The 16,786-nt window shown below is 71.7% G+C and carries 21 protein-coding genes; 10 read left to right on the forward strand and 11 right to left on the reverse strand.

Annotated features, from left to right (window positions below):
- Nucleotide 1: 1 nt before the first annotated feature.
- On the reverse strand, nt 2-562 hold the full coding sequence (locus AA23TX_RS29615) for a hypothetical protein (RefSeq protein WP_155546061.1): 561 nt from the start codon (nt 560-562) through the stop codon (nt 2-4).
- Between the two features lie 91 nt (nt 563-653).
- Between AA23TX_RS29615 and AA23TX_RS29620 the strand changes: the two genes are divergently transcribed.
- Nucleotides 654-1,166, forward strand: coding sequence for a PadR family transcriptional regulator (locus tag AA23TX_RS29620; protein WP_155546062.1), 513 nt, complete (start codon nt 654-656; stop codon nt 1,164-1,166).
- A 64-nt stretch (nt 1,167-1,230) separates the two neighbouring features.
- Nucleotides 1,231-1,782 carry a sigma-70 family RNA polymerase sigma factor gene (locus AA23TX_RS29625; RefSeq protein ID WP_155546063.1) on the forward strand — a complete coding sequence of 184 codons (552 nt, stop codon included), beginning with the start codon at nt 1,231-1,233 and terminating at the stop codon, nt 1,780-1,782.
- Here AA23TX_RS29625 and AA23TX_RS29630 read toward each other — a convergent pair.
- Together AA23TX_RS29630 and mgrA are read right to left on the reverse strand one after the other, a co-directional pair.
- On the reverse strand, nt 1,779-2,054 hold the full coding sequence (locus tag AA23TX_RS29630) for a cyclic-phosphate processing receiver domain-containing protein (protein ID WP_155546064.1): 276 nt from the start codon (nt 2,052-2,054) through the stop codon (nt 1,779-1,781). The two genes, AA23TX_RS29625 and AA23TX_RS29630, sit on opposite strands and share 4 nt — an antisense overlap.
- A gap of 165 nt (nt 2,055-2,219) precedes the next feature.
- Nucleotides 2,220-3,248 carry an L-glyceraldehyde 3-phosphate reductase gene (mgrA, locus tag AA23TX_RS29635; protein ID WP_155546065.1) on the reverse strand — a complete coding sequence of 343 codons (1,029 nt, stop codon included), beginning with the start codon at nt 3,246-3,248 and terminating at the stop codon, nt 2,220-2,222.
- 63 nt (nt 3,249-3,311) lie between these two features.
- Between mgrA and AA23TX_RS29640 the strand changes: the two genes are divergently transcribed.
- Together AA23TX_RS29640 and AA23TX_RS29645 are read left to right on the forward strand one after the other, a co-directional pair.
- Nucleotides 3,312-4,193 (forward strand): AAA family ATPase, encoded by an 882-nt coding sequence (locus tag AA23TX_RS29640; RefSeq protein ID WP_155546066.1) that lies wholly within the window; start codon nt 3,312-3,314, stop codon nt 4,191-4,193.
- A complete protein-coding gene (locus AA23TX_RS29645; protein WP_155546067.1) occupies nt 4,190-5,557 on the forward strand; it encodes a vWA domain-containing protein in 1,368 nt (455 codons plus the stop codon). The genes AA23TX_RS29640 and AA23TX_RS29645 overlap by 4 nt, the downstream gene beginning before the upstream one ends.
- Here AA23TX_RS29645 and add read toward each other — a convergent pair.
- The gene (add, locus tag AA23TX_RS29650) at nt 5,535-6,506 is read right to left on the reverse strand and encodes an adenosine deaminase (RefSeq protein WP_155546068.1); all 972 of its coding nucleotides are present in this window, start codon (nt 6,504-6,506) and stop codon (nt 5,535-5,537) included. The genes AA23TX_RS29645 and add overlap by 23 nt on opposite strands.
- Before the next feature lie 174 nt (nt 6,507-6,680).
- Between add and AA23TX_RS29655 the strand changes: the two genes are divergently transcribed.
- Nucleotides 6,681-6,902 (forward strand): antitoxin, encoded by a 222-nt coding sequence (locus tag AA23TX_RS29655; protein WP_155546069.1) that lies wholly within the window; start codon nt 6,681-6,683, stop codon nt 6,900-6,902.
- Here the strand turns inward: AA23TX_RS29655 and recQ are convergent, their stop codons facing one another.
- Nucleotides 6,903-8,738, reverse strand: coding sequence for a DNA helicase RecQ (gene recQ / locus AA23TX_RS29660; RefSeq protein WP_155546070.1), 1,836 nt, complete (start codon nt 8,736-8,738; stop codon nt 6,903-6,905).
- 60 nt (nt 8,739-8,798) lie between these two features.
- A complete protein-coding gene (locus AA23TX_RS29665) occupies nt 8,799-9,407 on the reverse strand; it encodes a hypothetical protein (protein ID WP_155546071.1) in 609 nt (202 codons plus the stop codon).
- Nucleotides 9,408-9,457: 50 nt separating this feature from the next.
- On the opposite strand from AA23TX_RS29665, the gene AA23TX_RS29670 reads away from it, so the two are divergent.
- Nucleotides 9,458-9,898: a DUF6314 family protein gene (locus tag AA23TX_RS29670; RefSeq protein ID WP_155546072.1), complete on the forward strand. Its 441-nt coding sequence runs from the start codon at nt 9,458-9,460 to the stop codon at nt 9,896-9,898.
- On the opposite strand, the gene AA23TX_RS29675 is transcribed toward AA23TX_RS29670, so the two are convergent.
- Both AA23TX_RS29675 and AA23TX_RS29680 read right to left on the reverse strand, forming a co-directional pair.
- Nucleotides 9,879-10,766 carry an SDR family oxidoreductase gene (locus AA23TX_RS29675; protein ID WP_155546073.1) on the reverse strand — a complete coding sequence of 296 codons (888 nt, stop codon included), beginning with the start codon at nt 10,764-10,766 and terminating at the stop codon, nt 9,879-9,881. The two genes, AA23TX_RS29670 and AA23TX_RS29675, sit on opposite strands and share 20 nt — an antisense overlap.
- A 12-nt stretch (nt 10,767-10,778) precedes the next feature.
- Nucleotides 10,779-11,519 carry an SDR family oxidoreductase gene (locus AA23TX_RS29680; protein WP_155546074.1) on the reverse strand — a complete coding sequence of 247 codons (741 nt, stop codon included), beginning with the start codon at nt 11,517-11,519 and terminating at the stop codon, nt 10,779-10,781.
- A 248-nt stretch (nt 11,520-11,767) separates the two neighbouring features.
- Between AA23TX_RS29680 and AA23TX_RS29685 the strand changes: the two genes are divergently transcribed.
- From AA23TX_RS29685 to AA23TX_RS29695, 3 genes are all read left to right on the forward strand, one after another.
- Nucleotides 11,768-12,466, forward strand: a complete 699-nt coding sequence (locus AA23TX_RS29685) for a hypothetical protein (protein WP_155546075.1) — start codon at nt 11,768-11,770, stop codon at nt 12,464-12,466.
- A 2-nt stretch (nt 12,467-12,468) separates the two neighbouring features.
- Nucleotides 12,469-13,056 carry a hypothetical protein gene (locus AA23TX_RS29690; protein ID WP_155546076.1) on the forward strand — a complete coding sequence of 196 codons (588 nt, stop codon included), beginning with the start codon at nt 12,469-12,471 and terminating at the stop codon, nt 13,054-13,056.
- A 71-nt stretch (nt 13,057-13,127) separates the two neighbouring features.
- Nucleotides 13,128-13,637 carry a mycothiol transferase gene (locus AA23TX_RS29695; protein WP_155546077.1) on the forward strand — a complete coding sequence of 170 codons (510 nt, stop codon included), beginning with the start codon at nt 13,128-13,130 and terminating at the stop codon, nt 13,635-13,637.
- Here the strand turns inward: AA23TX_RS29695 and soxR are convergent.
- Nucleotides 13,634-14,104 (reverse strand): redox-sensitive transcriptional activator SoxR, encoded by a 471-nt coding sequence (gene soxR, locus AA23TX_RS29700; RefSeq protein WP_155546078.1) that lies wholly within the window; start codon nt 14,102-14,104, stop codon nt 13,634-13,636. The two genes, AA23TX_RS29695 and soxR, sit on opposite strands and share 4 nt — an antisense overlap.
- Before the next feature lie 98 nt (nt 14,105-14,202).
- Here soxR and AA23TX_RS29705 point away from each other — a divergent pair, with 98 nt between their 5' ends.
- Nucleotides 14,203-14,796 (forward strand): NADPH-dependent FMN reductase, encoded by a 594-nt coding sequence (locus tag AA23TX_RS29705; RefSeq protein ID WP_155546079.1) that lies wholly within the window; start codon nt 14,203-14,205, stop codon nt 14,794-14,796.
- Nucleotides 14,797-14,903: 107 nt separating this feature from the next.
- On the opposite strand, the gene AA23TX_RS29710 is transcribed toward AA23TX_RS29705, so the two are convergent.
- Both AA23TX_RS29710 and AA23TX_RS29715 read right to left on the reverse strand, forming a co-directional pair.
- The gene (locus tag AA23TX_RS29710) at nt 14,904-15,392 is read right to left on the reverse strand and encodes a hypothetical protein (protein ID WP_155546080.1); all 489 of its coding nucleotides are present in this window, start codon (nt 15,390-15,392) and stop codon (nt 14,904-14,906) included.
- Nucleotides 15,389-16,750, reverse strand: a complete 1,362-nt coding sequence (locus tag AA23TX_RS29715; protein ID WP_439328795.1) for an ATP-binding protein — start codon at nt 16,748-16,750, stop codon at nt 15,389-15,391. Before AA23TX_RS29715 ends, AA23TX_RS29710 begins: the two co-directional genes overlap by 4 nt.
- Nucleotides 16,751-16,786: the final 36 nt, after the last annotated feature.

Below are 16,786 nucleotides of genomic sequence, written 5' to 3' on the forward strand. Positions count from 1 at the left end.
GTCAGGCGGCCTTTTCGGCTCGGGCGCGGACGATGCGCGGGTAGCGGATGGTGAAGGCGACCGGGACGGCGAAGCCGAGGACCTTGAGGGTGATCAGCGCGGCCGTCGCGTGCGGCGCGAAGTTCAGCAGCGCGATGCCGGCGAGGCCGGTGACGGTGAAGCTCGCGGCCCACACGAGCGTGATGACCACGTTGACGCGCTTGAAGATCGGGTTGTCCCAGAGCTCCGGCGGCGTCATGGTGCGGGCGATGCCGAGGGTGAACGGCCGGCGCAGGGCGAGCGAGCCCCAGGCGGTGAGCGCGAGCCAGGCGTCGGTGAGCGCGCCGGTGTAGGTCTTGAGCGGCGACGCCGGGAAGGCGAACGCGACGGCGGTGAGGAGCGCGAAGAAGGCGAGCGCGCTCAACTCGATGATGAGGGCGTCCGCCTTGCGGCCTTCGCGGCGGGCGAGCACGAGGAGCGCGGCCGAGATGACCAGCCCGGTCAGGCCGGACCAGCGCCAGTCGAACTGCGTCGCGACCACGGCGAAGGCGATCCACGGAAGGAAGCTCTTCAGGTAGTTCATGCCGGTCTCTCCCCTGACGTTCCAACTTTGACATGTCAAAACTAGAAGCTCCTGGATAGACATGTCAATAGTGGAATGTCATGATGGGCGCATGAGCCTTCGACACGCGGTGCTCGGCATGCTGGCCGACGAGCCCGGAAGCGGCTACGACCTGCTGAAGCGGTTCGAGCGGGCGATGGCCAACGTCTGGCCCGCGACGCAGAGCCAGCTCTACGGCGAGCTGGGCAAGCTGGAGGCGGCGGGCATGATCCACGTCCTCGCCGAGGGCCCGCGCGGGCGCAAGGAGTACGAGATCACCGAGGCCGGGCTCGAAGAGCTGCGGCACTGGCTGATCGACGTCGACCCGGGCGGCCCGCCCCGCAGCGCCGGTCTGCTGCGCGTGTACTTCCTCGGCTCGGTCTCGCCGGCGCAGGCGCGCGGCTACGTCGCGTCGATGGGGGAGTCGGCGCGGGCGCGCGAAGAGCGGCTGGCCGAGCTGGAGGGCACGATCGACTGGGGCGACGACAACCAGTCGCTCTACGGCCGCCTGGTGCTCGAGTGGGGCAAGCGGTTCTCGGCGATGCAGCGCGAGTGGGCGGAATGGGCGGTCAAGCAGGTCGAGTGACGGGTGTTCCCGGCAGCCGGACGGCGGATCCGCGAGGGTCGTCGTCACTGCTAAGTTCCGGATCATGACCCGCGGTGAAGACGACGAGCGCGTCACGGCCCTGGCGATGGCGGCAGGCCGCGGCGACCGGCTCGCCCTGGAGGACTGGGTCCGCGCGACACAGGCCGACGTCTGGCGCTTCCTCGCCCACCTCACCGACGCGTCCGCGGCCGACGACCTGACGCAGGAGACCTACCTTCGCGCCTTCGGCAGCCTTCGCCGCTTCGCCGGACGTTCGTCGTCGCGGACCTGGCTGTTGTCGATCGCGCGGCGGGTGGTCGTCGACCAGCTCCGGGCTGCGGGCGCCCGCCCGAAGATCGCCGACACCGACTGGGAAGCCGCCGCCGAGCGCACCCGCAACCCGGCGGCCGGCTTCGAGGAACTGGTCGAGCTGGGCCTCCTGCTGGACGGCCTCGACCCGGAACGGCGCGAAGTCCTCGTGCTGACCCAGGTCCTCGGCCTGTCCTACGCCGAGGCCGCCGACGTCTGCGGCTGCCCGGTCGGGACCGTCCGCTCGCGAGTCGCCCGTGCCCGCGAGGACCTGGTCGAGGCCCGGCGTGCGCGCGGTGCCGGTTAGCGGACTCCGGGCCCGTACCGCCGCGCCATGCCGGTGAGCCACTCCCGGCCCACCGGGTTCGCCGTGTGCACTCGCACTTCCGGCGGCCAGCGGTCGTGCTCGCACAGCCACAGCACGACCGGGCGGGTCGTGTCGTCGCCGCCGAGGTCGTGGTCCAGCGAGATTGCCGTGAATTCGCCGGCCCTGAGCAGCGAGATCGCCTCCGCGCTCGACTTCGCCCACGTCCACCCCGGCGGCGCCGGCCGTAGGTCGTCCACCCAGAGCTGGGTCATGCGGCCAGCATCTCACGGGCGCGGGCGCGGGCCCGGACTGGTCGGCCGGCCCGCTCGCCGCCTGCTTCCGGCGTTCGTCCACTTCGGACGACAGCCGCGCGGCGAGCGGGTCCGCTTCGACGGCGGGACGCACCGGGCGCCCCGCCGTCGCCGGTTCGTCGGCTGTCAGCCGTCCGAGGACCGCTTCCAGAGGTTGATGTCCGCGTCGGTGGCGTGGCCGTCGATCTCGGTCAGCTCCTCCGAGCTGAAGTCGAGGTTGCCCAGCGCGCCGACGTTGTCTTCGAGCTGCTTGACGCTGCTCGCGCCGATCAGCACCGACGTCACGCGGTGGTCGCGCAGGGCCCACGCGAGCGCCAGCTGGGCCAGCGACTGGCCGCGGCGCGAGGCGATCTCGTTGAGCGCGCGGACCCGGCCCAGCCGGTCTTCGTCGAGGGTGTCCGGGTCGAGCGACTTGCCCTGCGCCGCCCGCGAATCCGCGGGGACGCCCTTGAGGTACTTGTCCGTGAGCAGCCCCTGCGCCAGCGGCGAGAACGCGATGCAGCCCGCGCCCACCTCCTCCAGGGTGTCCAGGAGCCCGTCCTCCTCGATCCAGCGGTTCAGCATCGAGTACGACGGCTGGTGGATCAGCAGCGGCGTGCCGAGTTCGCGCAGCAACCGCGCGGCCTCGGCGGTCCGCTCCGAGTTGTACGACGAAATCCCGACGTAAAGCGCTTTCCCGGCGCGGACGGCGGAGTCGAGCGCCCCGACCGTCTCCTCCAGCGGCGTCTCGGGGTCGAACCGGTGGGAGTAGAAGATGTCGACGTAGTCTAGGCCCAGCCGGCCGAGCGACTGGTCCAGGGAGGACAGCAGGTACTTGCGGGAGCCCCACTCGCCGTACGGGCCGGGCCACATGTCGTAGCCCGCCTTGGTCGAGATCACCAGCTCGTCGCGGTACGGCTTGAAGTCGGTGGCCAGCAACCGCCCGAAGTTCTCCTCCGCCGAGCCGTACGGCGGGCCGTAGTTGTTGGCCAGGTCGAAGTGCGTGATGCCGAGGTCGAAGGCGCGGCGGGTGATGTCGCGCTGGGTCTGCAGCGGACGGTCGTGGCCGAAGTTGTGCCACAGCCCGAGCGAGATCGCGGGCAGCTTGAGCCCGGACCGCCCGCAGCGCCGGTAGGGGATCGATTCGTATCGGCCGGATGCCGCAACGTAGGTCACGCGGCCGATGCTAGCCCGGCTGTCGGGTACGCTCCTGGTGAGCGACCGCTTAGGAGGTCAGTGGTGGGCACCGGATTCTTCGCTTCCGTCGACGACGTGTCGGCGAAACTGGCCGAAGCCGGCTACCTGGCCTCGACGGCGGTGGCGACCACGGTGTTCCTGGCCGACCGGCTCGGCAAGCCGCTGCTCGTCGAGGGCCCCGCCGGCGTCGGCAAGACCGAGCTCGCCAAGGCCGTCGCCCAGGTCAGCGGCTCGCGGCTGGTGCGCCTGCAGTGCTACGAGGGCATCGACGAGGCCCGCGCGCTGTACGAGTGGAACCACGCGAAGCAGCTGCTGCGGATCACCGCCGGCCGCGACGAGACGTGGGAGGACGCCCGCACCGACATCTTCGGCGAGGAGTTCCTGCTGCGCCGCCCGCTGCTCACCGCGATCTCCTCCGACGAGCCGACCGTGCTGCTGATCGACGAGACCGACAAGGCCGACATGGAGGTCGAGGGCCTGCTGCTGGAGGTGCTCGGCGACTTCCAGGTGACCGTGCCGGAGCTGGGGACGATCACCGCGACGCGCGCGCCGTTCGCCGTGCTGACTTCCAACGCGACGCGCGAGCTGTCCGAGGCCCTGCGCCGACGGTGCCTGTTCCTGCACATCGACTTCCCGGACGAAGAGCTCGAACGCGACATCGTCCGGCTCAAGGTCCCGGGCATCGACGACGCGCTCGCCGATTCCGTCGTCCGGGTGATCGCCGCGCTGCGTGCGATGGACCTGCGCAAGCTGCCGTCGGTCGCCGAGACCATCGACTGGGCCCGCACCCTGCTCGCGCTCGGCGCGGACGCCCTGGACGAGCAGGTCGTGCGGGAAAGCCTCGGCGTCGTCCTCAAGCACCAGGACGACATCGCCAAGGCCGGTGCCGGCCTGAAGCTCGAACAGGTCCTGGACGCGTCGTGACCGGCGGCGTGCCGGAGCGGCTCGCGTCGTTCGTCAAGGCACTGCGGGCCCAGGGCATCCCGGCCGGCCCCGCCGAGACGGTCGACGCCGCGGCCGCGCTGGAAGTCCTCGGTTTCGACGACCGCGAGCTGGTCCGCGAAGGCCTGGCCGCGGCGCTGGTCCGGCGCGGCGGGCAGCGCGCGGTGTTCGACGCCGCGTTCGACCTGTACTTCCCGGCCGGGATCGGCACGCCCGAGCGGGCCCGGGAAGACCAGCCGTCGACGCCGGAGGAGCTGCGCGAGGAACTCGCCGCCGCACTCGCCGACGGCGACCAACAGGCCCTCTCCCAGCTCGCCGGGCTCGCGGTGGACATGCTCGGCCAGTACGGCTCGTCCTCCGGCCCGGGCGGCGGGTTCTCGGCCCACCAGACCCTGGAGCGGCTCCAGCCGCAGACGCTGATCGCGCGGGTGCTGGCCGCGGTGCGCGGCGGCGGCGCGCGCGGCGAGTTCACCGATCGGTTCGACCGCGACGAGATCCGCCGCCGCGTCGAAGGCTTCCGCGGTCAGGTCCGCACCGAGGCGCGACGGCGCGCGGCCGAGGTCCGTGGCCGCAAGCGCGTCGCCAAGCACGCCATCGCGCCCGCGCCCGACCGCGTCGACTTCCTCATCGCCAGCCGGACCCAGCTCGCCGAGCTGCGCCGGACGATCCAGCCGCTGTCCCGCAAGCTCGCGACGCGCCTCGCCGCCCGCCGCAAGCGCACGACGCGCGGGCAGATCGACCTGCGCCGCACGCTGCGGCGGTCGCTGTCGACCGGTGGGGTGCCGCTGCGCCCGGCCTACCGCCACCGGCGGCCCGGCCGGCCGGAAATCGTGCTGCTGTGCGACCTTTCCGGCTCGGTGGCGGGGTTCGCGAACTTCACCATGCTGCTGGTGCAGGCCCTGCGCGACCAGTTCAGCAAGATCCGCGTGTTCGCCTTCGTCGACAGCGCCGACGAGGTCACCCACCTGGTCACCACGGGCACCGCCGACCCCGAGCACCTGGGCGCGCGCATGCTGTCCGAAGCGGCGCTGGTGCGTTGGGACGGCCACAGCGACTACGGCGGCTCGCTGCGCCAGTTCACGGCCAACTGGCTCGACGCGGTCGGCCCGCGCACGTCGGTGCTGATCCTCGGCGACGCCCGCACCAACGGCGGCGACCCGAACCTCGACGCCGTCCGCGAGATCAAGGCCCGCGCCCGGCACGTCTACTGGCTGAACCCGGAACGGCGGTCGTTGTGGTCGACCGGCGACTCGGCCGCGCTGGAGTACGCCGACGTCGTCGAGATGCACGAGTGCCGCACGGTGCACCAGCTCGGCACGCTGGTCACCCGCCTGCTGCCGGTGTGAGCCACGCGTCGATGTCGCGCAGCATCACGTCCTTGGCCGCCTCGGGGGCGAAGGACGCGGTGACGCTCGCCCGCGCGAAGCCCGCCATCACGGCGTCGTCGTAGCCGAAGGCGTCCCGGACGCGGGCGTACTCCGCGGCCAGGTTCGCGCCGGTGACCGACGGGACGTCGGTGTTGAGCGTGACCGTCAGCCCGGCGTCGAGGAGCCGGGGGAGCGGGTGCCCGGGCAGGGACGGCACGAGCCCGAGCGTCACGTTCGACGACGGGCAGACCTCCAGCGCGAGCCCCCGGTCGCGGACCTCGGCGACCAGCGCGGGGTCTTCGAGAACGCGGATGCCGTGGCCCAGTCGTTCGGTCCGGCCGACGTCGAGGGCTTCGCGGATGCTGTCCGGGCCGGCGTCCTCACCGGTGTGGTGCAGCAGGTGGAGGCCGGCCGCGCGGGCCTTCTCGAAGACCGTCGCGAAGGGACGCAGGGAGTGGTTTTCTTCACCGGCCATGCCGATCGCGAAGACTTCGTCGTACTTCAGCGCGAGGTCGAGGGTGCGCTCGGCCCGCTCGACCGAACGGCGTCGCGAGTGGTCCAGGAGGAGCCGCCATCCGAGCCCGGTGCCGGAAAGTCCTTTGAGGACGGACGCGAGCGGCATTTCGAGGTCGCCGAGGCGTTCCCCGTGCGAAGCCGCGGTGAACGTGATTTCCGCGTAGCGCGTGCCTTGGGCGAGTTCGTCTTCGCAGTACTCGCGGGCGATGCGCTCGAAGTCCTCGGGCCGCCGCAGGCACGAGCGGATGAGCGCGTTGTAGTCGGCGAAGGCGCGGAAGCCGTCGAACACCGGCGGCTCGGCCGGGACGTCGACGCCGTTGGCCTCGCCCAGTTCGCGCAGGGTGCCCGGCCGGACGGTGCTCTCCAGATGGACGTGCAGGTGGGCCTTCGGCAGGGTCGCCAGGTCGCGCATGAACGCGAGCCTAGAGGCGGGTGGCGGCAGGTCGCGCGGCATTTTCCGCCCCGGCCACGGTGCGTTCCCGGCCCGGCACGCCGAGCCCCGAGGTTTGGCGGTCGTCACACGGGGAACCTCCGGGTGGTTCGTCCGCGTTGTCAGGATGACCGCACACCGACGAGGGAGACGACCATGGCTTTCCTGCGCAAGCTCACCGTGCTGGCCGGCGCGGCCGGCGCCGCCCGCGCGTACGCCAAGAAAAACCCCGAAAAGGTGAACGGGGCCGTCGGCAAGGCGGCCAAGTTCGTCGACGACAAGACCAAGGGCAAGTACCACGAGCAGATCGCCGGCGCGGTCCGCAAGGTCAACTCCGTGACCGGGCCGGACGGGCAGCCGGGACCGGCCACCCGCTAGTCACCCGGCGGTCAGCACCTCGAGGACGCCCTCGCCGTACTTGGCGAGCTTGTTCTCGCCGACGCCGCTGACCGTGCCCAGGTCGGCCAGTGAAGCCGGCCGTTGCGTGGCGATCTGGCGCAGGGTCGCGTCGTGGAAGATGACGTACGCGGGCACACCCTGCTCCTTCGCGACGCCGGCCCGCCAGGCACGCAGGCGCTCGAACACCGGGGCCGCCTCCGCGGGCATGTCCACCGCGGGGGCGGTCTTCCTGCTGCCGCGGACCTTCGCGGCCGCCGCGCGCTCGGGCTCGCGGCGCAGCATCACGTCGCGGTCGCCACCCAGGACTTCGGCGCTGGCCTCGGTGAGCACCAGCGAGCCGTAGTCGCCTTCGACCGCGAGCAGGCCCTGGGCCAGCAGCTGCCGTACCACCGCGCGCCACTCGGGCTCGCGCAGCTCGGTGCCGATGCCGAACGTCTTGAGCGTGTCGTGCTGGAACTGCGTGACCTTCGGCGTGGACTTGCCGAGCAGGATGTCGATCACCTGCCCGGCCCCGAACTTCTGCCGCCGTTCGTTGCGCAGCCGCACGATCGTCGACAGCAACTTCTGCGCCGGGATCGTGCCGTCGAACTTCTCGGGCGGGCTCAGGCACGTGTCGCAGTTGCCGCAGGGATCGCTTTTCTGCCCGAAGTAGTTGAGGATCTGCACGCGGCGGCACTCCACCGTCTCGCACAGCGCGAGCATCGCGTTCAGGTGCGCGCCCAGCCGCCGCCGGTGCGCGTCGTCGCCCTCGGACGTGTCGATCATCTTGCGCTGCTGCACGACGTCCTGCAGCCCGTACGCGAGCCAGGCGGTGGAGGGCAGGCCGTCACGCCCCGCGCGCCCGGTCTCCTGGTAGTAGCCCTCGACGGACTTCGGCAGGTCGAGGTGGGCGACGAACCGGACGTCCGGCTTGTCGATGCCCATGCCGAACGCGATCGTCGCGACCACGATCAGGCCGTCCTCGCGGAGGAACCGCGACTGGTGCTTCGCGCGGGTGCGCGCGTCGAGGCCCGCGTGGTAGGGGACCGCGGGAATCCCGTTCTGCACCAGGAACTCCGCGGTTTTCTCGACCGAGTTCCGGGACAGGCAGTAGACGATCCCCGCGTCGCCCTGGTGCTCGGTGCGCAGCAGCTCCAGCAGTTGCCGCTGCGGCGAGTTCTTGCCGACGATCCGGTACTGGATGTTCGGCCGGTCGAAGCTCGCGACGAAGTGGCGGGCCTCGTCGAGGTTCAGCCGGGCCGCGATCTCCTGGTGCGTGGCCTCGGTCGCGGTGGCGGTGAGCGCGATCCGCGGCACGTCCGGCCAGCGTTCGTGCAGCGCGGAAAGCTGGAGGTAGTCGGGCCGGAAGTCGTGGCCCCACTGGGCGACGCAGTGCGCCTCGTCGATCGCGAACAGCGAGATCTTGCCGCGGTCGAGCAGCCGCACGGTGGATTCCACCGAAAGCCGTTCCGGGGCCAGGTAGAGCAGGTCGAGCTCGCCGGACAGGAACGCCGACTCGACCTCCTGGCGAGCCGCGTAGTCCTGCGTGGAGTTGAGGAAACCGGCGCGGACACCGGCGTTGCGCAATGCGTCGACCTGGTCCTGCATCAGCGCGATCAGGGGTGAGACGACCACGCCGACACCCGGCCGCACCAGCGCGGGAATCTGGTAGCACAACGACTTCCCGCCGCCGGTGGGCATCAGCACGAGCGCGTCGCCACCCGCGATCACGTGCTCGACGATCGCCGCCTGGTCACCGCGGAAGGCGTCGTAGCCGAACACGCGCCGGAGGGTCTCCAGCGCGTCGGACGCGGTCGCGAACTCGGTCTCTGCCACCCGGCCGAGTCTAGAGCGGGGGTCCGACAACTTCCGGCCGCCCTCTCCGGCGCGGCGGGATCAGAGCCGTTCGCTGAGGAGTTTCGCGAGGGCGACGTAGACGTCGTCGCGGATCGTGTGCAGATCCAGCACCCCGGCCCGGGTCTGGCCGTGACTCGTCTTGGTGACGACGATCCGCGTCTGCTTCTCCGCGATCCCGTCGATGTCCTGGTCGGGGCCCTGGCAGTGGAACGCGGCGTCACCGGTGCCGGGAACGGCGACCGGGCTTTTCGCGCACGACTTCGCGATGTCGGCGGACAGTCTCCGGGGCGAACGGCCGACGGGCACGAGAATCCGCAGCTGGAATGCCGCGGCGTCGTGGAATTCGCTCTTGTAGGTGCAGAGGAACGAATCCTTCTCCGCCGGCTGCTCGACCGCGGTTGCCGACCAGCTGCCGCCGATCGCGTGCGTGATGTCGTCCACCGTGACGAACGGGCACGCCGCGGTGACCTCCGCGGGGGTGACGAAGGCCGGCGGCGGGCTGGTCGTGGTGCGGGCCGGCGTCGGCGGGTGGCTCGTCGTGGCCGGTGGCGGCGGGACCGCAGGCGGCGTGACTGCGGGCGGCGGGCCGGAACAGGCGGTGACGCAGGCGAGCACGCACAGGGCGGCCATCCCCCTCGGAAGACGCATGATCCGAACCTATCCCGGCCCGGTCACGGCCGGATGACACACTGGTCGTGATGGACGAGTGCTTCCCGGTGCCCGATCTCGCCGCGCATTTCGGCGGCGAGTGGCGGCTCGACCGCGAAATCCTCACCGCCGGCGGGGATCCGGCGGGGGAGGTGACCGGCATGGCCACCTTCACCGAGGAGGACGGCGTCCTCGTCTACCGCGAAGCCGGCGAGATGCGGCTCGGCACCTATACCGGACCGGTGACCCGCACGCTGCACTACCGGCCCACCGCGCCCGGGCGCGCGGACGTGCACTTCGACCACGGCGGGTTCTTCCACGCCCTCGACCTGCGCGCCGGCCACTGGGAAACGGACCACCCCTGCCGCGCCGACCTGTACCGCGGGAGCTACCGGGTGCTCGACGCGCGGCGCTGGCGGCAGGAGTGGGCGGTCCGCGGCCCGGCGAAGGACCACGTGATCGTCACGCGGTTCAGCCGGCCGCCGGGGTGAGCAGGTCGCCCAGGTCGATCCGGCGCAGGAACTCGCTCCGGATCCGGTCGCCGACCTCCGCGACCAGCCACCCGCCGTCGTCGGACGGGTCGATGTGCACCCGGAACGGCCGCTTCCCCTTGGGCAGGTCGACGACCCTCGCCAGCTCCTCGGCGACGGTCACGACGTCGGCGCCGGCCGGGGTGATGTCGGCCAGCTTCTCCGCGACGTGGTCCACCAACCCCGCGTACCGCTCCTCGTAGGCGGCCGCGACGGCCTCGTCGGCCGGGTGCCCGGAGTTCGGGAAGTGCTGGGTGCCCGAGGTGAAGGCGCCCGGCACGACGATCGTGGTGTCGATGCCGAAGCGGGCCACTTCGGCGGCGTAGGAGACGGCGAGGCTGTCCATCGCCGCCTTCGCCGCGAAGTACGGCGCGAGGTAGGGCGGGGTGCCGCCGCGGACGCTGCTGCTCGACACCCACACCAGCAGCCCGTCGCGTTGCGCGCGCAGGTGGGGGAGCGCGGCCCGGTTGACGCGCTGGGTGCCGATCGCGTTGGTGTCGTACAGCTGCGCGAGCTGCTCGGGGGTGAACGCCTCGGCCGGGCCGAGCACCATGTGCCCGGCGTTGTGCACGACGACGTCCAGCCGGCCCTGCTCGGCGACGATCCGCTCGACGGCGGCGTCGGCGGAGTCCTGGCTGGAGACGTCCAGCTCGACCGGGCGCAGGTCCACGCCGTGCTCACGGGCGAACGCGACGGCGGCCTCGACCTGGGGCGCGTTGCGGCCGCCGGTGGCGCGCATCCCCGCGTAGACGGTGTGGCCGCTGCGGGCCAGCGCCCGGGCGGAGAGGGCGCCGATCCCGCTGGAGGCGCCGGTGACGACGATGATCATGGCCTTCCCCTCTCAGACGATTCCGCCGTTGGTGCGCAGCACCTGGCCGTTGACCCAGCGGGCCGGGCCGGCGAGGAACGCGACGACCTCGGCGATGTCCTCGGGCTTGCCGAGGCGCTCGAGCGGCGGCTGCTTGGCCATCCGGTCGACGGTCTCCTCGTCCTTGCCGTCGAGGAACAGTGCGGTCGCCGTCGGGCCCGGTGCCACGGTGTTCACGGTGATGTCGCGGCCGCGCAGCTCGCGCGCCAGGATCATGGTGATCGCCTCGACCGCGCCCTTGGTCGCGTTGTAGATCCCGTAGCCGGGCAGGTTCAGCCCGAGCACCGACGTCGAGGTGGTGATCACCGCGCCGCCGTCGCGCACCCGCTTCGCGGCCTGCTGGGCCACGGCGAAGGTGCCGCGGATGTTGGTGCGGTGCACCCGGTCGAGGACCTCGAAGTCGGTGTCGGCGATGGGGGTCGGCGGGTTCATCACGCCGGCCAGGTGGGCGACGACGTCCACGCCGCCGAACGTGGCCTCCGCGGTGTCGAACAGCTCCGCGACCGCGGCCGGGTCGGCCACGTCGGCGCGGACGGCGATCGCCCGCCCGCCCCGCTCGGTGATGGTGTCGACCGCGGCCTGAGCCTCTTTCTCGTTGCCGGCGTAGTTGACGACGACGGCCATGCCGTCGGCGGCCAGCCGCTCGGCGACCTGGCGGCCGATGCCGCGGGAGCCGCCGGTGACGATCGCGACGCGGGTTCCGGTGGTGGTCATGGTTTTCCTTCTTCCGGTCAGTGCGGTGGTGGTATCACCGTTTCCGTCGTTCTGTTACCGACGATAGCACTGAGATGGTAACGGCGCTAGTCATCTGGTGTTATCGTCGTTACACCCGTGGGTCGCGGTCGGCATCCGGCCGTATCCGCGCGGCCGGTCGGCCGAATCGCGGGTCAACACGGTTTCCGGCCCCGGTGGGCGGGAACTCCGGACGCGTCGGGGGCGACATCCGTTAAGGAGTTTGTGCAATGCCCACATGGCTGATCGTCGTGATCGTCGTCGTGGCCATCGCGGTGCTCGGTGCCGTGATTTGGCTTGTGTCGCAAGAGATGCAGCGCAAGCGGCTGCAGCAGCGGTTCGGCCCGGAGTATGACCGGACGGTCGAGGAGAGCGAAAACCCGCGTGCCGCACAGCGTGAACTCGCCGAGCGCGAGCGCCGGCACAAGGAGCTCGACATCCGTCCGCTGTCGGCGTCGGCGCGGGAGCGCTACGCCCGGGAATGGACGCAGGTACAGGAAAAGTTCGTCGACGAGCCGTCCACCGCGGTCTCCGAAGCGGACCAGCTCCTCGTGGCGCTGATGGGTGAGCGCGGGTATCCCACCGAGGGGTACGAGCAGCAGGTGGCCGATCTTTCGGTGCGCCACGCCAAGACGCTCGAGCACTACCGTGCCGCGCACACCACGCAGCAGAAGCGCGACGGAGCGTCCACTGAGGACCTGCGCGACGCGATGGTGCGCTACCGCACCGTGTTCGAGGACCTGCTGACCGACGGCGCGGATGACGACCAGCACGGCCACCACGACCGCCGCAACGGGCACGACCACAACGGGCACGACCGTGACCGCGCCGACCGTCGCGACGACGACCGGCACGAGACCCACGAAACCGGACAGGACGAACGCCAGGCGTCCGCGCAGCCGCGGACCGAGTGGAACGGAGGACGCTGACCATGACCGAGCACCTGACCCGGCACAGCGCCGAACACGACGACGACTTCACCGGACATGAGGACGGCCGCGAGCCGGACACCGCCGGAGTCCCCGGGGACCGGGCCGACTTCCGCGAACCGGGCGTCGACGAGGGCTATGACGCCGATCGTGACGCCGATCGTGACACCGACCTCGACCGCGACGGCGACCAGAACCTGAGCACGGCCGACCTGGCTTCGGCGTCGGCCCAGCCCACCGCCGATGACGGCCACGCCGACGCCACGCCCGCCCAGTCGGGCGGCGACGTCGAGGCACCCGCGAAGTCGGGCGGTGACGTCGAGGCGCAGCCGCTGATCGACGAGGACAAGGTCACCGGCTTCCGGGACCGCTGGCAGAACGTGCAGACCGGCTTCGTCGACGACCCGAAGCAGGCGGTGCACCAGGCCGACGAGCTGGTCGCGGCCGTGATCAGCGCGCTGGCCACCACGTTCGCCGAGCACAAGAGCGAGCTGGAAGGCCAGTGGCGGCAGGGCGAACCGGCCACCGAGGAGCTGCGGATCGCGCTGCGCCGCTACCGCTCGTTCTTCGACCAGCTGCTGCCCCGGTAGCCGGAACCGTTTGCCGGCGGGCATGATCGGGTAGCACGCCGGTGAACGGCTTCAGCAACGGGAGGCAGTCGATGAACGTGGCCGATCTGCTCGTCGACGGTTTCGGCCGGGTCCGGGAGAACGTGCACGCGGCGGTGGAAGGTCTCACCGCCGAGCAGCTCCGGGCCCGGCTGGACGACGAGGCCAACTCGATCGCCTGGCTGGTGTGGCACCTGACCCGGGTCCAGGACGACCACGTCGCGGACGTGGCCGGGACCGAGCAGGTGTGGACCGGCCAGGACTGGCTTTCGCGGTTCGGTCTCCCGTTCCCGGCGGCCGACACCGGCTACGGGCACCGCCCGGCCGACGTCGAGGCCGTCCGGGTCGACCGGCCGGACCTGCTCACCGGCTACTACGACGCGGTGCACGAGCAGACCGTCCGCTACCTCGAGAACCTCGACGAGCCGGCGCTCGACCGGGTCGTCGACGAGGCATGGGACCCGCCGGTGACGCTGGGTGTGCGGCTGGTCAGCGTCCTCGACGACGACATCCAGCACGCCGGGCAGGCGATGTTCGTCCGCGGAGTGCTGGAGCGCCGCTAGTCTTCGTAGCCCTCCCCGCGGTGATCGGCCAGGCGCCGCGGGCCGGGCCCCTCGACGCCGAGCTGGTCGCCCGGGTTGGCGAGCCGGCACTTGGCCAGGGACATGCAGCCGCAGCCGATGCAGTCGGTGAGCTGGTCGCGCAGCTGTTCCATCTGACGGATCCGCGCGTTCAGGTCGTGCTGCCAGCACTGGGAGATCCGGGCCCAGTCGGCCCGGGTCGGGGTGCGGTCGTCGGGGAGCAGGGCGAGCACCTCCCGGATCGCCGACAGCGGCATGCCGACCCGCTGGGACATCCGGATGAAAGTCACCCGCCGCAGCGCGTCGCGGCAGTAGCGGCGCTGGTTGCCGGCGGTGCGGCGGCTGCGGATGAGGCCTTCGTCTTCGTAGAACCGCAGGGCCGACGCGGGCACCCCGCTGCGCCGGGAGAGTTCGCCGACGGTGAGCTCGGGCAGTTTGGTGGTGACCATGGTTTCCAGCCAATCACAGCCGGACACTTGACTTCAAGCGAGCTTGAGGTCTGATCCTGGCTCGGACGGCAACAACGCCGCTGTGCCAAGGAGGAAGTGTGTCCGAAGCTCCCGTGCGGGTCGCGGTGATCGTGGGAAGTGTCCGGGAAGGACGGTTCGGCCCGGTGGTGGCGGACTGGCTGGCCGGCGTCACGGGCGACCACGGCGGGTTCGAGGTCGACGTCGTCGACCTCGCCGAGCCCGACCTCCCGATGGTGCTGCCGGCGTTCGGCGCGGTGCCACCGGCGGCGGTGGTCGCCGAGGTCGCGAAAGTGACGCCGCGGCTTCTCGCCGCCGATGCGTTCGTCGTGGTCACCCCGGAGTACAACCACAGTTATCCGGCCTCGCTGAAGAACGCGATCGACTGGCACCGCGCGGAGTGGACGGCCAAGCCGGTCGCGTTCGTCTCGTACGGCGGGATGTCGGGCGGCCTGCGCGCGGTCGAGCACCTGCGGGCGGTCTTCGCCGAGCTCCACGCGGTGACGATCCGCGACACGGTCAGCTTCCACGGCGCCCACGCCCGCTTCGGCGAGGACGGAACGCCGACCGACGCGGCGGCGGCGGTCGCGGCGAAGGCGATGCTCGACCAGCTGAGCTGGTGGGCCCGGTCGCTGGCGGAGGCCAGGACGGTCCGGCCGTACCCCGGAGCTTGACTTCAGGTCGGCTTGAACGGGGCGCACCCCGGCCGGTCGGTTCTTCCGGGCCGTCCCGATCTTCGTCGCCTCGGCCACCGTGCCGGTCAGTCCACTGTAGACAGTGCTCAGAACGCCTGGCACGCCTGGTACGGCAGCTGGACGTCCGTCCCGACGAGGGCGATGGTGCCGTCGACCGAGTACCCGCCCTGCGCGGCCAGCGCCGCGAACGCGGTGCAGACCAGCTGGTTGATCCCGGTGCCGGTGATCGGCTTCAGCGGGAACGCGAAGGTGATCGTCGCCTTCGGGCCGGGAGCCAGCTCGATCGGTCCGGTCCGGTACGGCAGGTTCGTCAAGTAGCCGTCGGCCGCCTCGTCGGTGCTCGGTCCGGCCAGCAGCATCGACAGCGCCGTTTCGACCCCCACGGTGGTACCGGTCGACCGCGTCACCGGGGCGACCCGTCCGTCGATGACGAAGTACAGGATCGCGTCGGTGCCGCGCCCGCTGCTGCCCGGGTTCCGCAGCGTCGGCGCCGGCCCGGCCGAGACGACACCGGTCGGCTTGACGCCGCACGCGCTCACCAGCAGCAGGACGACCAGGACGAAGAGCTTCTTCACCGCGCCTCCACGACCAGGGCCTGCCGGGGCAGGCGCACCTCGAAGCGGGCTCCCACACCGGTGTTGGCCGCGAGGATGTCGCCGCCGTGCAGCCGCGCGTTTTCGCGCGCGATGGACAGCCCGAGCCCGCTGCCCTCCGACCGCGCCCGGGCCGTGTCCGCCTTGGCGAAGCGGTCGAAGATCCGGGGAAGCACTTCGTCCGGGATGCCCGGCCCGTGGTCGGTGACGGTCAGCACGACGTCGGCACCCTCCGCCCGCAGCACCACTTCGACCGGGGGCGCGCCGTGCCGCAGCGCGTTGCCGACCAGGTTCGCCACGACGATGTCCAGCCGCCGCCGGTCGAGCGCGGCCGTGATCCCGGCCGGCAGGTCGGCGACCACCGCGGAGTCTTCGGAACCGGGTTCCCACCCGCGCGCGGCGAGGCTGTCGGTGACCGCGGCCGCGACGTCCAGCTCCTCCCGGCGCAGCTCGGCCCGCCCGGCGTCGAACCGGGAGATCTCGATCAGGTCCTGCACCAGCCGGGTCAGCCGTTTCGTCTCCGCCGACACCAGCCGCGCGGCGACCGCGGTGTCCGCGGGCAGCTGGCCGGCGTCCTCGTCGAGGACGTCGGTGACGGCGTTCATCGCCGCCAGCGGCGTCCGCAGCTCGTGCGAGACGTCGGCGACGAACCGCCGCGCGTCGGCCTCCATCGAGCGCAGCGTGCCGACCGTGCGCTCCAGCTCCGCCGCGGTGTGGTTGAACGTCGTGACCAGCTGCGCGAGCTCGTCGGAGCCCTTGACCCGCAGCCGCACGTCGAGGCGGCCCCGGCCGAGCTGGTCGGCCGCGGTGTTCAGCGCGCGGACCGGCCGCAGCACCTGCCGCGCGGCCAGCAGGGCCACCCCCACCGCGAAGGGCAGCGCGAGCGCGGAGACCAGCCAGGCCTGGCGGGCCAGTTCGTCGATCGCGGCCTGCTGCTGGTCGAGCGATGTCCCCGCGAAGACCTCGAGGCCGCTCGGCGTGCCCGACGCCGTCTGCACCGGGATCCCGACGTAGAACTGCGGGAACCCCTGGGCGTCGACGCGCTGGAACTGGGTGTACGTGCTGTTCGCCACGGTCTGGCGCAGCTCGGCGGGCACCTGTTCCAGCGACATGCCCGAAGTCGAGTGCAGGTTGTGGTAGACGACCAGCGCGCCGCTCGGCTTGAGCGCCGCCGCGAACGCGTCGAGCGTCGCTTGCGTCGGCGGCAGCGACACGGTCGGCAGGTACGCGACGATCTGGTCGCGCAGCTTCAGCATCGTCTGGTCCTGGATGCCCTTGAGGATGGCGTTGCGCGCGGAGACGTAACTCGCGCCGGCCGCGGCGGTGGCGCCGAGGATCATGATGACCGCGAAGGCGGCGACCAGCCGGGGCCTCAG

It is taken from the genome of Amycolatopsis camponoti (genome assembly GCF_902497555.1).
Classification (GTDB): Bacteria; Actinomycetota; Actinomycetes; order Mycobacteriales; family Pseudonocardiaceae; genus Amycolatopsis; species Amycolatopsis camponoti.

Bases quoted from the DNA above. Each gene is read 5' to 3' on its own strand.
- AA23TX_RS29625 (WP_155546063.1), top strand. From the start codon at position 1,231: ATGACCCGCGGTGAAGACGACGAGCGCGTCACGGCCCTGGCGATGGCG.
- AA23TX_RS29665 (WP_155546071.1), bottom strand. From the start codon at position 9,407: ATGCGTCTTCCGAGGGGGATGGCCGCCCTGTGCGTGCTCGCCTGCGTC.
- AA23TX_RS29630 (WP_155546064.1), bottom strand. From the start codon at position 2,054: ATGACCCAGCTCTGGGTGGACGACCTACGGCCGGCGCCGCCGGGGTGG.
- AA23TX_RS29655 (WP_155546069.1), top strand. From the start codon at position 6,681: ATGGCTTTCCTGCGCAAGCTCACCGTGCTGGCCGGCGCGGCCGGCGCC.
- AA23TX_RS29715 (WP_439328795.1), bottom strand. From the start codon at position 16,750: ATGATCCTCGGCGCCACCGCCGCGGCCGGCGCGAGTTACGTCTCCGCG.
- AA23TX_RS29615 (WP_155546061.1), bottom strand. From the start codon at position 562: ATGAACTACCTGAAGAGCTTCCTTCCGTGGATCGCCTTCGCCGTGGTC.
- AA23TX_RS29695 (WP_155546077.1), top strand. From the start codon at position 13,128: ATGAACGTGGCCGATCTGCTCGTCGACGGTTTCGGCCGGGTCCGGGAG.
- AA23TX_RS29670 (WP_155546072.1), top strand. From the start codon at position 9,458: ATGGACGAGTGCTTCCCGGTGCCCGATCTCGCCGCGCATTTCGGCGGC.
- AA23TX_RS29685 (WP_155546075.1), top strand. From the start codon at position 11,768: ATGCCCACATGGCTGATCGTCGTGATCGTCGTCGTGGCCATCGCGGTG.
- AA23TX_RS29675 (WP_155546073.1), bottom strand. From the start codon at position 10,766: ATGATCATCGTCGTCACCGGCGCCTCCAGCGGGATCGGCGCCCTCTCC.
- AA23TX_RS29690 (WP_155546076.1), top strand. From the start codon at position 12,469: ATGACCGAGCACCTGACCCGGCACAGCGCCGAACACGACGACGACTTC.
- AA23TX_RS29620 (WP_155546062.1), top strand. From the start codon at position 654: ATGAGCCTTCGACACGCGGTGCTCGGCATGCTGGCCGACGAGCCCGGA.
- AA23TX_RS29680 (WP_155546074.1), bottom strand. From the start codon at position 11,519: ATGACCACCACCGGAACCCGCGTCGCGATCGTCACCGGCGGCTCCCGC.
- soxR (WP_155546078.1), bottom strand. From the start codon at position 14,104: ATGGTCACCACCAAACTGCCCGAGCTCACCGTCGGCGAACTCTCCCGG.
- add (WP_155546068.1), bottom strand. From the start codon at position 6,506: ATGCGCGACCTGGCGACCCTGCCGAAGGCCCACCTGCACGTCCATCTG.